The organism is Olivibacter jilunii (assembly GCF_900607235.1).
In the GTDB taxonomy this organism is placed as follows: domain Bacteria; phylum Bacteroidota; class Bacteroidia; order Sphingobacteriales; family Sphingobacteriaceae; genus Olivibacter; species Olivibacter oleidegradans.
On record NZ_LR027859.1, the window covers coordinates 1 to 14,323 of the forward strand.

Genomic DNA, 14,323 nt, shown 5'->3' on the forward strand with positions numbered 1-14,323 from the left:
TCACCGACATGCTACACTCCCTGTCCAGTTTCCCTTCCAGATAAGTCGGTTGATGATAGGCTTCAAAGAACACTCGCCTAATACCTCGCTACAGGTATATTTATTGCACATCCAGTACGGGCGCATCTGTAACCGCATTATAACAGCCATACAGCGTCCCCCTTGTGGTTGGATCAGTCTGAGAAGGATTATTAAAAGCATATTCTAAAGCAACATCAATCTTTTTATTGAACTGGGTCGATAGTTCTTCTTCCCTGTTACTATAAATCTTGTCCAGTGCTTCTTTATTGGAAGCTAAGGCCAGCTGTATTAAGCGTTTGACATTGGTATCAGTTATGCGAATTTTTGACCAGTGGTTGAAAATTTCCTGAAGCTCACAACCAACTGTATGGCTGATCCCTAACAGCTTATGCGCTTTTTTTAGCTTTTCATGTGCACTGACTGTATGCCGTATTTTAACTATCCTTTCTGTTGCCCGAAGGGCAGCATTAAGACTATTATTGCAAACGATCCTGATCGGTGTAAATGCAGCCGTAATACTATTTGTCCCGTCATGCGCAGTGGTAAGGAAAATATATTGATCTATCAGATCATCACGGCCAACCCTGATAAAGTCAGGCAATTTAGCTGTGATAAATATGCGTTCTCCCTTTCCCAATACACCGGCCGTTTCATACAGAATCCCATTTTTTGCCCCGACAATGCTATCAAAAAATTCGAATGCGAAAACGTTCTGTACAACTTCATAATCTTTGCCGACGTTCTCGCCTAAAACTTCCTCGTTATCGGTTCGATAGGTAAAAAAACTGTTTTCCGAAAACTGTTCTTTTCCGCTCGGGAAAACCTGCTTATTGGGTGATTTTGCAACTTCATAATTAAGCCCCGCATATTTTATGGCTTCCTCGCTTGTGGGGTAATCCTGCAATATTGTACCTAGGCCATGCCAGGGGATTTCCTTCACACTGAAAAAAGAATGTTCTCCCATTTCTGAATTATAATTTATATTGTGTGCCATTTCCTCTAATTTTTATTTTACGGTTTTCGGTCATTGTTGCATGCTCACAGATAAAAGCCGTTAACTGAACCTGAAACTCTCTAGGGTTTTCTTCTCTGAATACTTCGCCGTAACCTTCCCAATAAAGCCCGTCCAAATACTCTAAAAATGCTGTTTCCATAACATGGGTAATTAATTTGCCCCTCGCCGTAAATGACAAGGGGCATCCATAACTAAGCAGGTAGTTGAATTTCACCTTCAATCTCGGCTAATCTATCCATACAAAGCGTGTTGATGTATTCGGCTACCTTTTTGATGATGTAAGGGTTTTTAGTGATAAACTCTCTCCGCTTATCGTCCCCGATCGATAGTACGCAGCCCTGAAAATGGTTGCTATCGGTTTCTTCCGCATCGTCTTTCTGCGCTACTTCAAAAGCATTAAGTGTATCAATAGTATCGATCAGCTTATCCCGTTGGATTTTTCGACGGTGCAATTCTTCCACAAGCTTCAAGGTGCTTTCTAAGTTCAGTGCAAGTTTTTCCAGTTTTGGAGCTGTTTCTGCCGCTTTCGGCTCTTTTTGTTCAGCTATTGAAGAAGCTTCTTTTTTTGTATCTATAGTCTTATCCTGCTGTTTTTCCTGAGGCAAAGAAGGTTTTACATTGTCCTGTGGTTTAACTCCATTTTGCACACTGTTCTTTACAATATTCTCCAAATTGCTTTTGCTATTTATTTCTATAGTTTTCATAATTTCTATTTTTTGATGTCAATAATTCTGTTTGTGTAATTTCTTTTCTGGAGCAGAGCGAGCGGAAAGCCGCTTCGTTCTGCTGCTGCCTGTCATCAATGGCGGGCTTCTGCCTTTAATTTTTTTCATAGCGCCTAACTTTTAAGTCCTTCGGGCGCAGGGGCCCTCCGGCAATTGTTAAGCAGCCTCACCTTAATAGAATCCCCATCCGTGCAAGGCTTTGCCGAAAAAAATACGCTCGCGAGGAACGAGCGAGGAAGATTTTTTTCGAGCAAACCAACGGGCAGGCTTGCTCGGGTGGGGATTGTTTAATTTTTTTGCTAACGAATCGCCGGGGGTACGCAATCACTAAGCGTTTTATGGGTTAAAGGAATATTAAACAAAGGGTTTGACCTAAACAGAAAGCAACTGGCGGCCGAGGAACGAGGCTCCCTGTTGCAAAAAAAAGAGGATAGCGGCTTCAAGGCACGAAGAAGCGGCTATCCTCTTGCATTTTACAGAAGTTTATATAAAAAAGTTGATGGTACTATATTCTCAATCGCTGACTTTTGTATAGATCAGTGTTTCACCATCATCTCTTGGCCATTCCATTATTGCTTTATCAAGATTAAATTTGAGAATTTTCACACCTCCTCTTAGCTGACCTACGATACGCAGCGTGGTATCACTGGTCTGAAAATCCGCAACCAATATAGATCCCGGCTTTCCCTTATTCCACACCCCGGCAACTTTATTCATAGGACGTTTGGGGTCATCCTTTTTTGCATTGCTCCAATGGGCTATTACCTGAACATCAAATTTCCCTTCATCTGCTGATTTGATTTCCACCGTATCTTTGTAATAGTCAAAGATGGATTCACTTTGAGATGCATATTTACCAATTAGCTGATCTTGTAAATTTGATTCCCCCTTCTTTGGTGATGAACAGGAAAACGTAAAAGATGAAACAGATAGCAAAACGATCCATCTAACTTTTTTGTATACTTTCATAATCAGGAGTTTAGACTACAAATCAAACATAAGTATTAAACAAGAAGATAAGAAAGTATTATTCGAAACAGGGTATGTTAGCATACAAAAAAAGCCACTATGGTGTGGCTTTTCTTCTTAACTAAGAAACCTACTTGGCGTTCTTCTTTGCAGTAACTTCGTTGCGTATTTCCTGCGCCAACGCTTTTGTTTTCTGGAGCGCGTTCCGTAGACGCGTACCTGCTGCTTTGTTTCCTTTCTCATAAAATGCCTGTGCATCTTTTTCAGCAGATGCGATCAGTTCTTTCAGTGTTGCAAATTTTTCCATGATACAGATTGTTTTTAAGATTGAGATATAGAGCTCGTTTTGAAAAGCCCCCAAATCTTTGTGATTATAATTGTGTTAATACCGAACAATAGGCTTGGCCGGTAACCAAATCTATTGTTCAAAACCCTAAAATACGGCAAATCACTTTACCGGGCAATACCTGCCGCTCTTTCCTGCTTATTTTCCCTGGATACTTTATTCTGTTGTTCGGCTTTTATTCCCGGCTTTAAAAATTCTTCCCGTTTTTCAGGTTTACCATTTTCAAGGAAGAAATTGGCTTTACGAAACCTTACCGAGGCTTCTACATAAACATTAACCGTTTCTCCACTGGCTTTCTCCGCTTTTACAAGCTCCCTATTTCCGTTCATGATTCCTGTAAAAATCTTTTCCGCCCTTTCTGGATTTTCAAGATCTTTGATATTAAATGATTTGAGTGATTCTTTAAGATCAAAACCATAACTCGGATCGTGGAATATCCTTGTCGTCAGGTTATTGTACCTGTCACGGGGCTTGTCAGTATTCAGCATCACCCACGCTTTATAAACCATACCCTGTATATTCAACAGATCATCCCGGTACACGGCACGTCCCTGCACCAGATTTCCTGCCTGTTCCTTATTGAATCCTTTTCCTTCTTCTACGTAAAATGTCTGTGGTATGGGATTGGCATAATAGGCAGATTGGAAAGTTTTTGCTACAAAATTGACCTTTCCATTCTCCATGTTGGCAACCATACTTTTATGGGCAGGGTCTTTTCCGATAGCAAGTTCGGCGTTTCCTTCCTGCTTTTTGAACAGTTCAATAGCTTCATTAACGTTATCAAGCTTCTTGACTATGTTTTTGCCATCTTCGCCTTTGAGGATAACCATATATTTCTGACCGATCTCCAGTGGGTCGACCTTATTGTGTACGGCGTCAAATTTGTTGAAATAATAGAAATCCGATTGGCTGGATTTTTTGTAATGCAGCGTAAAATCAATCTGTCCTTTTGCCGTTGCAGGCATACTGTCATATGCTTTAAATTCGGGAACACCCAATTTGATATTTTCTTCAATCTGTGCAATGGTTTTTGGGCTAAAACCAAGGTTTTTAGCTTCGTCGATTCTATCTTCTAAATTGTTCAGATTCATAACATTTAATTTTTAATTTACGGATATTGTTAAATATGAAATGGTTGTTTTCTTCTCCTTTTAGGAGGGCGGGCTCTTCCAACCTATCTAGTGTTTTTTAAATCATTGTTCTTTAAGAGTACAGACTCCCCGGCTTTTACCTTAACCTTTATTTTGCGAACTTTTTTGCTGATTATGTTTTTAGCGGCCTCCATACCGGCACCCGCTACCTGCGTGGCAATGGAGCCATCTAGCCCGTACATACCAATTCCACGCACCAGATTGTCCGTCCCAAGATTTGCGGCTTCCGTGATGACCGCTTCGGGAGCGTAAAGACCCTCCATTCCATCGAGACTATAAACGCTTAGGTTTACGGGGATAATCGATGTTCCCAAACGGATATTGCGGATATTTAGCATAATCCGTTGATTCGCTATCCGGCAGGTAGCGAACAGATAAAAGCCTTTGGGAATATGATGGCCCTTGATGACCATACTATCCTGCAACTGAAGCCTTACCGTAGCTCCCTGTACTACTTTTTGTTTATTGGTAATGATCGCCGGTATTGCCCTGAAAAGGCTATCCTCGGCTGCAATCATCTCTTTTTCGCTTTGGAGCTTTTCTTTGACCCGGTCCGGGTGCTGAATATCCAGAATCGTCTGGAGTAGTCCATTGAGCTGCTCCACCTCTCTATCATCAGAGCTGTCTGCATGCATGCTTTTCATCAAAGATTCCAGCCGATCTACTTCGCTGTTCATCTCTGATTTGGGTCTTGGTTCCACCATTGGATTTTCAGCTACAACCGCAAAAGGAAATTTTTTCTGTTTTTCTTGTGGCCTGCTGATTTCCTGCCGGATTGCTTTTAGCTTTTCATCAATTTCCTCGGCTTTTGGATTTTCCTCTGGCGAGAAACCCAGCCTGTTTATGACATTTTCAATACCCTCCTGCTTTTTTTCCTCATCCCTCGTCGCCTGCCGGTAAAAATCCATCTTATCACGGGGTTGATTTTTTTGCCTGAATGCAGCATTAGGTAATTCCGTATTGATGCCTTTTTTTTCGATTTGAGCATCGTCCTTTGTTCCCTTACCGCCCCCTAATGTATAAAATGCAAATACCAAAAAGGGCATTACGAGCAATGGCAAGAAAAGCCATATTTTACGGGTGTCTCTCTTTTTTTCCTGTTCTATCATGATATTGTTTTTTTTGATGATCAATTTCAATTCAGTGCCCGGACCAACAGGTAAATACAGTAAGCTCCAATAGAGAGAAAGCATAAGAGGAAAGCGGATAGCAAAACCCATCGGGGTAAGCCACTGGCCTTTTTATTCAAAAAGGAAGCAAACCGTTGTTGTCCCTTAACGATTTTCATCGCTATCCGGTAAGCCGTTTCATCCTGTTCATGTTGCTGCTGCTTCCTATCCTGTTGTTTCCTGTAGAGTTTCATGGCAACTGGTTTTCGTTTTTGAGGACTTCCCAATGCTCTATCAGAAAGCCATGTGGGTTATTATCGGTCTGTTGCTTTAAGTCGCGTACTTTCCCTTTGGTGACCAGTCTCTTCAATGCCGTGCTGGTTGAGCGGGTGAGCTTTTGGGTAGCATAACAGATAAATGTGTAGGGATATTGGTCTATATCAAGCACGGTGCTGTCCACCTCAATTTCCTGTGAGATATTGGCCGAGATCAGGTTGTTGTAATAACCCGATTCCTTCAGGTTGTCATACTGCTTCTTGGCAGACTCGTCCGCGAGATAAAATGCCTTTGAAACACTGGTCTCTATGGCTTTATCGTCCGGAATGAGGTTAAAAAAGTAATAGTGGAACGTTTTGATATGATCCCGTAGCTCAACAGGCAGGTTACCTTGCCTATGTGTTGCAAGGGCTTCCATCACCTTCCCGTTATATAGAATATAAATCCGTTGCTGAGCTGCTTCTACCATCTGATAGCTTTTGTAGGCACAGAAACAGACTGTCAGAACATTGGCCAATATCAGGGCGATACTGAACCTTTTTATATGCCTGAAGGCCGTATCAATATTTCTGAACTGTGTAAACATAGGCTTGTCTTTAATTTGAATTATTTACCGGAAAGCTTGTCATAGAGGTAGGCTCCTCCTTTTCCCATTGTACCTGATGCACCATATGAGCCCGAACCTTCCTGCTGCCCGGAATATTGTTTTCCGGCCTGTAAGATGTTGGAACCTCCCTGCATTACACCAGCAGCCCCACCTGTCGCCAAACCTCCCGCGGCCATGGCCGAAGTGGTTACGATACTGGTTACTTTCTGCAACATCGCATTGGCTCCTCCTGCCTGCACCACGTAGTTAGCTACATTGGGAACAGTGAAATACCCTACAATTCCGATCAGCATAAATATCAGGTAAGCGGTATCATAGGTACTGAAAAAGGTGTCACCTGACTGGCCGATCTGTCCGATATCTATTTTGAGCATATTCTCCTGAATTTTGCCAAGTATACTTCCGAATATGTTACTGATGGGAAGCCATAAAAAGACGTTGATATACCGGGCAAGCCATTGGACAAGCGATTGCTGGAAACCATCAAAGACCGCTATACCAAGCACAAAGGGCCCTAGTATGGAGAGCACGATCAAGAAAAATGTCCGGATCGTATTGATGCACAGAGAAGCAGCTGCGAAAACAACCTGCAAAACCTCACTCATCCATTGCTTTACCGAATTGCGGAAATTGTAAGATTGTTTCTCCATCCAGAACTGCATATCGTGGCCCAGTCCTTCCAAAAGTCCCTCGCCGGAGCCGTTCTCGTTTTCGGGATACTTGTATTTATACCATTCGGAACGATCGCCGTTACCGTCTTCTCCGACATAAATATTATACAGATCGGATTTTTTTACTGCCGCCTCTTTTTGTTTCAGGAGTGCTATTATTGCATCATTACTGTCTCTGACCATTGCCCCAGTGGCAAGCACAGTCGGTTGCAGTACACCGTTCATCAGATCGATAACCGCGGGAAAAAACATAATGGCAAGACCAAGACCGAATGGACGCAAAAGCGGATAAAAATCGATGGATTCAGCGGCCGCAATCTGGCGCCATACACGACTGGCGGTATACCAGAGGGCGCCAAAACCAGCTATGGCACGCGCAACGTCGATGAGTTTTCCGCTTAACGGCTGCATGTCGTCCCGCACACTGTCCAGTACGGGCTGCATGCCGCCCAAGGTCTGGGCAATATCCGCGCGACTGGCAAGCGGGAAGACAAGTGCGACAACCGCCAACAGGACGGCCGCAAGTTTAATTTTTTTCATGGGTTTTTACCGTTAAAAAATTGACTGATACCTTTGATATCATTTATTTCTCTTTTCCTCTGCGCCAGCAATACATTACCTGATTCATTGAATTTCCGGAGGAAAAGTAACTTATCCTGTATGTCGTTGTAAATACGGTCGATCTGCGCTAGACGCTCTTCATCGCTCATTCTCAATTGAGAGGAAGTGATCACCAGGAGAAGATCCTCCAGGTTGTCTTTGCTCTGGTTCAATAGCCTTCCGTACACATTAGCCATATATTCCAATTCTCCGGAGTTGAATATTGCCGAACTTCTGAAATGTGATAGTGCGGATCGATATTCCGAATTGATCCTACCTTGCAAGCTGATGATGTCGGCAATCCGTCCATATTTTTTCACTTCGGGACTGACCAGCATCAGGCCATCAAGAAAAACGGTATGCAGGGAAAAGTTGCCCTCTGCTATATTCCTGATCGTATTATAACCATTGCTGATTATATCATAACCCGTTTTCATATCCCTTAAAATGTTTTTGAACTGGCTCAACTTTTCTGCATTGAGGATCAATTGCTGTATTTCGGTAGACTGCCCAGATGACCGTAAGGGCAATGCCATTGTTAGGCAGTAAGCAGCTACCGCAAAGAGAAAATACCTGCCTTTTTCAATTAGCTGTTTCATACATATGGTGGATTTGATTCACGGACTTTAATTCTGATCTTATCTGTTCTTTTAAAACATTTACTTGTCCCGCGAAATGTTGGGCAAATGAGAACTTGTCACGCATAGACGTAAACACCTTATCTAACCGCTGCAAGCGCTGAGCTTCTGTCATTTCGATTTTACCGGGAGCAATAATCAGGAACAGTTCCTCCATATCCCTGCTACAATCCTCCGACAGCTTAGCGTGAATCTTTTCGATATAGGCCTTATGTGAAACTGAAAGGTCTCCATTGTCCCTTTCGAGCATATTAAACAGTTTGCTGATGGTAAGCTGGAAAGCGATGATTTCAGCCACTTTTATATGGTTTCTGATGAAGGGGCTTACAGTTTTTAATGAGCTGATAAAGGCATTATGGAGACTGAACTCCCCACCAGTAAAACCCTTTACCGTTTGCAGTCCTGAACGCGCAATATTATAACCATCTCTTACATAGCCCGAATAAAGCTGCAAGGCTGCAATCTGTGTCAACAGGTATTTTTTCTGCGTCTTTTTCTGTTTAAAAAACTCCGAGAATGTTTGGGCTTGGGCAATATTGTTCACAGAAGAAAGTGGCAATATTGCAATCCAGCACAATAATACGCTGAACAGCGCACTGTAAAATACCGATAGCTTATTCCTGTATCCCATAAATCTCTTTTAAGGTGACCACTTCATCCAATGAGGTTGCCCGCTGGATGCTCAGTTTAATGTTTTCGTGATTGAATTTTTTCAGGTCGGTAAGGTTCCGATCGATTTTATCGGCTGCACCGGCAATGATTTCCAGTCTGGCGGCATCCGACATCTGTGTTTTAAAGCTGTTCACCACTAATAAAAGCTCATCCGCATTTTTGACGCTTGCATCCAGTATCCCTGAATAAACTTTCTCCATAACGGAAATCTCTTCGGGCGAGAAATGTTTATCACGTTTAAAGAGATTCCATGCCCACTTATATTCATTGACCAGTTCAACCTGTTTTGCCGTGAGTTCTTTCAGGCGTTTGTAATAGGTAACAGCTGATTTGATTTCCCAAAGTTCCTGATAGTATTTACGGTAGAGTTCTTTCTGTTTTTCCGTCCAATCGGCAATTTCGGTGAGTTTCAGCTTGGAAAGCTGATTTTCCAATACTTTCTGGGCATTCTGTAGCCATATCGCTTCGTTCTGCAAGCGTTGTATCTTTAGATCTACCGCTTTGATGACCCTTTTTACGCCCGTGCGGATCACTTCCGCTAGGGCAATCTGTGCGCTGGCCCCTTTCGGTACACCTACAAACAACGTGGCGGCGCTAAGGGGAAGCATAATCATATACTTCTTCATAATCTTCCTGATTTTGTGCGTCAAATTTTTTATAGTTTTCATTAGCTTATTCATTATTGACCGAGTGTTTCTTTGACAAGCATCTCAATACCTTTCTGCATACTACCATATCGCAGGGCGTATTCCTGTACCTTTACCTTTTCACTGGCCTCCGTGGTATAGGTCCAATACTCTTTGGGTGATACTTCGGTACGGTAGACCTTGCTGTGTCCACCAAGGCTGATAAACACCTCCTTGTACGAGTGGTCGGGATCGTTAGCTTTGTTCATGGATAGCACCAGTGCTTTCTCCTTATCCGTAAGCCCCAGCAGTTCCTGTACCTGCTCAAACTTGTTGGCATATTTGGACTGATCGAGCAATATCTTCGTGTCAGAATTATTAATGATGGCATTTTTTACGATGGGCGAACTGATAATGTCCTCGATTTCCTGCGTCACTACGATAGGTTCACCAAAGAACTTGCGCATGGTTTTCCATAGGTAGCGCACATGTTCGGCCATACTATCTTTTGCAATTGCCTTCCATGCTTCTTCCAGCAGCACAACTTTCCTGATCTGCGGTATTTTCCGCATCTTTGATATAATCATTTCCATTATGACAAGGGTAATCACAGGAAAAAGCACGGGGTGGTCTTTCACTGCATCCAGTTCCATCACAATGAACCGTTGATGAAGTAAGTCCAGATTTTCATTGGCGTTCAACAGGTAATCAAACTCCCCACCCTTGTAGTAAGGATTGAGTACATAAAGAAAACTCCCCAGGTCAAAATCTTTTTCCTTTACCTGCGCTTCTTTAAGTACCGGCGAATATTCGGATAAGAGAAATTCGTAAAAGCTGTTGAATGAAGGAAAGATGTCGGGATTTTCGTCTAAGTAAGCGTAGTAAAAGGTTAGGGCATTGGATATCGCAACATACTCGGACCTTTTGTAAGGTTCGCTATCCTTTTTCCATAAGGATAACAGCAAGGTCTTAATGCTTTCTTTTTTTTCGGTGTCGAGCGAGCTACCTTCAGGCAGATAGAAAGGATTGAAACGTATGGGGTCATCATCCGAATAAGTAAAATAGTAACCGCCTACCAGATCGCACAATCCCTTATAGCTGTGGCCAATATCCACAATAATGATATGTGCACCCTGCTCATGGTAGCTCCGCATGAAATGGTTGGTCAGAAAACTTTTTCCCGAACCCGAAGGACCCAATATAAATTTTGCCCGATTGGTGATCCATCCCTGTTTCCAGGGCTCGTCCGAAATATCCACATGCACGGGTCGACCACTTATCCGGTCTCCAAGACGGATACCGAACGGACTGATGCTATCTTTATAGTTGGTTTCCAGATTGAAGAAACATGCAGCCTGCTCGGCAAAGCTGTCAAAAGTATCATTGATGGGAAAATCGGCCCCTGCTCCGGGCATTCCGGCGTACCATATCTGGGCCATGCCGTCTGTCTCCTGTTTGGCCGTGCAGTCCATTTGAGCAAGTGCCGAACTGACCTGATTTCTAAGTTCTGCATCTTCCGGTTTATCCGACCATACCAGCACGTTGAAATGCGCTTTAATAGGCAGCCGCTGCTCACCGATGGCCTCGTTCAGAAAGCCGTTGACTGCCTCCATTGCCAGGGCGTTTTCCCTGCTGTACATCGAAAGAGATTGTAGCCGGAGCTTTTTAGATTCCAGCGCCTTGATCGTTTTTTGCGGATCTTCGATCAGTATATATTGGTTGTAAATATGATTACAATTTAAGAGCTGCCCTAATGGACTTGCAAAACCAATACTGAACTTGGTCCGATCTGTACTGTATTTTTCATAGTTGATCCTGCTTCCGCACAGGGCAGGAAGGTTCTCGGTATCAGCAAGTGTATACAGCTGACAGTACCGGTCACCTATTTTCAAACCATTTTGCAGATTAATGTCACGTACTATCGACTGCTCGTTTTCTGTTAACAGAAAACAGTAACGTTCCATAATCCCTGCCTTTACCGACGTTCCCGCTAACTCATCATTTCTCAATCGCCTCGGCCTAATAAATCCGCTATCTGTTAATATCCGTTCGAATTGCCCCGCGCTGTCCAGAAAATGTTGGAAAAGGTTTTCGTCCACGGTTTGCGCCGGAACAATCGTCCTCCGTAAAAGATTGTTATAAGCGGATGTGGCAGGCTTGCGCCCATTTGGCTTTTTGGTCAGGAAAAGATAGCAGGAATGAGCCAGATAAGGTCGTTCATTAAAAAACTTTTCACTGCTACGGGCAAGGAAACCATCCTTTCCTTCGTAGTCTGCTTTATAGCTCGCCTGTGTGTGCCAATCCTGTTTATGTAGGACGGTATGGTTTTGCAGTACCTTGATTGCCTTGACAAAGGTGCTGTGATAAGCCGTATAATCCCGTTCCGATAAAGTGAAAATCTCGGGCAGGGTCAGTTCATAGGCTACCGTAATATCTCCCTGTCTGCTGAGTATACAGTCGTGCTCCACTTTGTAAATAGGAAATATGTTTGTTGCTTCGGCTATCATATCATTTTTTTATTTATGGTTAACGGAATGCGTGTGTGCATTTAAAGAAGTAAATAGACGGCGCGAGCGGAATCGTATGGTGTGGGGCAGCCTTCTCTTTGCCAGATATTTCATCAGGCCGTGCGTTCCGAAGCGGTGGCTTAAATGAAAAACCAATAAAAAATGTGCTGTGCCCAGCATCAGAATCAGGGGTAAAACGATCAACAGACTGGTATCCATGATATACAATAACGCAAAGAGAATCAGAAGAACAACCAGCCCTATTGCCAGATAGATAATATACTGCGCCTTGAGGCCTTTGAACACAATTGGCTGCGAAACACCTTTGTTGATGGAATAAATGCCGCTCATAGTCTGCTCTTTTTATACACCAAAAAATGATTTGAGAACAGTGGCCACAATGACCAGAAAGACGCAGCTTCCAAACCATGAAGCTGCCACTTTATTCGTGTCGGGTTCTCCAGCATTCCATTTATTGAAAACCTTGACAGCTCCTATAATGCCTACCACCGCACCGATGGCATACATCAGGTCAATTCCCGAATCAAAATACCCCTTCACCTTATCGGTTGCTGACTGGATACCGGCATCCCCGTCCTGCGCAAATAGTGGAATGGAAAGGAAAAACTGATAACTGAAAAAGATATATAAGGCGAAGAGTATCCTGGCAATAGCCTGTTTTTTATGATTGTTGCGATTCATATAAGGATGATTTTAAGTTTCTCTAAAAAATTTTATTCCCAGAAGTTTTCCAACTCTCTTTCCGAAAGGGGAAAAGGGGCATGCCGGGTAATAAATTCATTAAGGGATTGCTGGTTGGAATCGGTACGGATAGCCTTGAGGCGTGGTTTGAATCCATCCATCAGGATAAGGAAATCTTCTTTTGTCCCTTCCTCGTCTTTTAGGATCTGAAAAAGCTGTTTCATCTCTTCCAGCAGATCGGGAATGTTGCCGAGCATTTTTTCTTTGTGCTCTTCATCCCTTTTCCGGAAAGAGAATTCGTCCATGCCCATGACACTCATCCCTTCGGGAAGTTTCGTCTTACCCATCAGGTCATCGTCCACGCTTTCCGTTTGTTCTGTATCGAGGTCATTCTCCTTTGTTCCGCTGTGTGGTCTTTTTTCGGCACCGTGTTTTTTACCTGTCAACAACCTTTTTAATTCTTTTCTGAAAAGGAGCAGGATTACGCTGATATACCATAGGAATGTCAACAAGGTGGCGGCAAGTAAGAACTCCTGCCATGTGATATGTTTTAACATAATACTTTGCTTTCAGCTGCACTCCATTATGCAGCTTTTACGAAGCAAAGTTTGATAGACTACGTTTTTTTGCTTGACAACCTACTGGGTAGTACCCAAAAATAAACGCGTAAACACCTGAAGGACAATCTGATTTAAAATCGTCTATTTTGGATGTCCGGGCGATATGCATCTTCATCATCCAGCTTTTGGATTATAGCTTTACCCATTTCGTCAATATATTTGGTACGACTGAGCCTTTTGCGCTGCTTGATTTCGGCAAATCTTCTGTAAGGGCGTCCGATTTTTACATTGAAGAGAATTTCCAGCTTACGGACAATTTCACCTATTCCCGCGTGACCCTTGTTGATCTGTCCGGTACAGTACCATCCGTAGGCAGTTTCCAGCAAATTAATGCTTTCTCCGGTCCAAACCATGTCGTTCCCCGCTTCGATGTCGGTAACATTGTCCTTTCCATCTATCAGCTTCCGTAGATAGGTGGTCATACGCTCATTGGAAAGAATCTTACCGATGAGATAATCTGCCGGGGTGGAGAAACGTTCGTCGTAGTCAATCCGTACCGGACAGAGCCATGACGGTGGTTCTGTAGACGAACGCATAAACAGAAGGCGGTCGAGGTGGTCAGCTCCGGAACGATGATAGCTGTGAAGTTCACGGTTGTCGCGATAGAATTTCTCGATCCCTTTGAGGAGATAACGGTAATATTTCTTAAGTTGATCGGCCGTGCCTTCCGGTTTCGTCAATTCAATCCGTTGTCTGGCAGAATAATAAAGTACCTGACTTATAAACGTAGGCTTTTTAGTCTTAAAAAAAGCTATTTCTTCCTGTTCACTGCTAAAGGTATAGTTTACAGTCCTGTTTTTAAGTTCAACGAGATAAGAACGCGCAGTCAGCAATTTTTTGGCAATTTCCAGCTTATCTGTTATTTCTTCCTGTTCGATCATTGCCAGCTCATCTGAAAGTTGCCGGTAAAGATTATTGGCGATTTCGAGTATCATAAGCAAAAATTTTGGTGCGCTACAAATACTCAGGTTTTACGGATGGAAATAAAGTGGTGAAGGTGGTGTCGGAACAGCTACATGTGTAATATCAGAGCTTATTTACGGCCTATTAAAGGTATTAGGTGGTGAA

18 protein-coding genes are annotated in these 14,323 nt (G+C 43.0%); all 18 read right to left on the reverse strand.

Annotation, left to right across the window (positions count from 1 at the left end; translation table 11 throughout):
• Window positions 1-100 precede the first annotated feature (100 nt).
• The 18 genes from E0E36_RS25110 to E0E36_RS25190 all read right to left on the reverse strand — a co-directional run bounded on the left by E0E36_RS25110 (window position 101) and on the right by E0E36_RS25190 (window position 14,190).
• Window positions 101-1,015 (reverse strand): DUF932 domain-containing protein, encoded by a 915-nt coding sequence (locus tag E0E36_RS25110; RefSeq protein ID WP_130858244.1) that lies wholly within the window; start codon window positions 1,013-1,015, stop codon window positions 101-103.
• Entirely contained in the window at window positions 993-1,175 is a 183-nt protein-coding gene (locus E0E36_RS25115; protein ID WP_130858245.1) for a hypothetical protein, read from the reverse strand. Before E0E36_RS25115 ends, E0E36_RS25110 begins: the two co-directional genes overlap by 23 nt.
• A gap of 52 nt (window positions 1,176-1,227) precedes the next feature.
• On the reverse strand, window positions 1,228-1,740 hold the full coding sequence (locus E0E36_RS25120) for a hypothetical protein (RefSeq protein WP_130858246.1): 513 nt from the start codon (window positions 1,738-1,740) through the stop codon (window positions 1,228-1,230).
• A gap of 534 nt (window positions 1,741-2,274) precedes the next feature.
• A complete protein-coding gene (locus E0E36_RS25125) occupies window positions 2,275-2,730 on the reverse strand; it encodes a hypothetical protein (protein ID WP_130858247.1) in 456 nt (151 codons plus the stop codon).
• Between the two features lie 130 nt (window positions 2,731-2,860).
• Window positions 2,861-3,037, reverse strand: a complete 177-nt coding sequence (locus tag E0E36_RS25130) for a hypothetical protein (protein WP_013663556.1) — start codon at window positions 3,035-3,037, stop codon at window positions 2,861-2,863.
• Between the two features lie 146 nt (window positions 3,038-3,183).
• Entirely contained in the window at window positions 3,184-4,167 is a 984-nt protein-coding gene (locus E0E36_RS25135; RefSeq protein WP_130858248.1) for a hypothetical protein, read from the reverse strand.
• An 83-nt stretch (window positions 4,168-4,250) separates the two neighbouring features.
• On the reverse strand, window positions 4,251-5,336 hold the full coding sequence (gene traM / locus E0E36_RS25140) for a conjugative transposon protein TraM (protein ID WP_165447078.1): 1,086 nt from the start codon (window positions 5,334-5,336) through the stop codon (window positions 4,251-4,253).
• 26 nt (window positions 5,337-5,362) lie between these two features.
• Complete coding sequence (locus E0E36_RS27865; RefSeq protein WP_041387017.1) at window positions 5,363-5,590, reverse strand: hypothetical protein; 228 nt, start codon at window positions 5,588-5,590, stop codon at window positions 5,363-5,365.
• Complete coding sequence (gene traK / locus E0E36_RS25145) at window positions 5,587-6,198, reverse strand: conjugative transposon protein TraK (protein ID WP_013663559.1); 612 nt, start codon at window positions 6,196-6,198, stop codon at window positions 5,587-5,589. The genes E0E36_RS27865 and traK overlap by 4 nt, the downstream gene beginning before the upstream one ends.
• A gap of 20 nt (window positions 6,199-6,218) precedes the next feature.
• On the reverse strand, window positions 6,219-7,430 hold the full coding sequence (gene traJ / locus E0E36_RS25150) for a conjugative transposon protein TraJ (RefSeq protein WP_130858250.1): 1,212 nt from the start codon (window positions 7,428-7,430) through the stop codon (window positions 6,219-6,221).
• Window positions 7,427-8,026, reverse strand: coding sequence for a TerB family tellurite resistance protein (locus E0E36_RS25155; RefSeq protein WP_446686259.1), 600 nt, complete (start codon window positions 8,024-8,026; stop codon window positions 7,427-7,429). Before E0E36_RS25155 ends, traJ begins: the two co-directional genes overlap by 4 nt.
• A 46-nt stretch (window positions 8,027-8,072) precedes the next feature.
• The gene (locus E0E36_RS25160; RefSeq protein ID WP_130858252.1) at window positions 8,073-8,759 is read right to left on the reverse strand and encodes a hypothetical protein; all 687 of its coding nucleotides are present in this window, start codon (window positions 8,757-8,759) and stop codon (window positions 8,073-8,075) included.
• On the reverse strand, window positions 8,743-9,426 hold the full coding sequence (locus tag E0E36_RS25165; protein ID WP_242627395.1) for a conjugal transfer protein TraI: 684 nt from the start codon (window positions 9,424-9,426) through the stop codon (window positions 8,743-8,745). Before E0E36_RS25165 ends, E0E36_RS25160 begins: the two co-directional genes overlap by 17 nt.
• 53 nt (window positions 9,427-9,479) lie before the next feature.
• Window positions 9,480-11,933 carry a TraG family conjugative transposon ATPase gene (locus E0E36_RS25170; protein WP_130858254.1) on the reverse strand — a complete coding sequence of 818 codons (2,454 nt, stop codon included), beginning with the start codon at window positions 11,931-11,933 and terminating at the stop codon, window positions 9,480-9,482.
• Window positions 11,934-11,942: 9 nt separating this feature from the next.
• Window positions 11,943-12,284, reverse strand: coding sequence for a DUF4133 domain-containing protein (locus E0E36_RS25175; RefSeq protein ID WP_130858255.1), 342 nt, complete (start codon window positions 12,282-12,284; stop codon window positions 11,943-11,945).
• A gap of 12 nt (window positions 12,285-12,296) precedes the next feature.
• Window positions 12,297-12,635: a DUF4134 domain-containing protein gene (locus E0E36_RS25180; protein WP_130858256.1), complete on the reverse strand. Its 339-nt coding sequence runs from the start codon at window positions 12,633-12,635 to the stop codon at window positions 12,297-12,299.
• Between the two features lie 32 nt (window positions 12,636-12,667).
• Window positions 12,668-13,192 carry a hypothetical protein gene (locus E0E36_RS25185; protein ID WP_130858257.1) on the reverse strand — a complete coding sequence of 175 codons (525 nt, stop codon included), beginning with the start codon at window positions 13,190-13,192 and terminating at the stop codon, window positions 12,668-12,670.
• Window positions 13,193-13,326: 134 nt separating this feature from the next.
• Window positions 13,327-14,190 (reverse strand): RteC domain-containing protein, encoded by an 864-nt coding sequence (locus tag E0E36_RS25190; RefSeq protein ID WP_130858258.1) that lies wholly within the window; start codon window positions 14,188-14,190, stop codon window positions 13,327-13,329.
• Window positions 14,191-14,323: the final 133 nt, after the last annotated feature.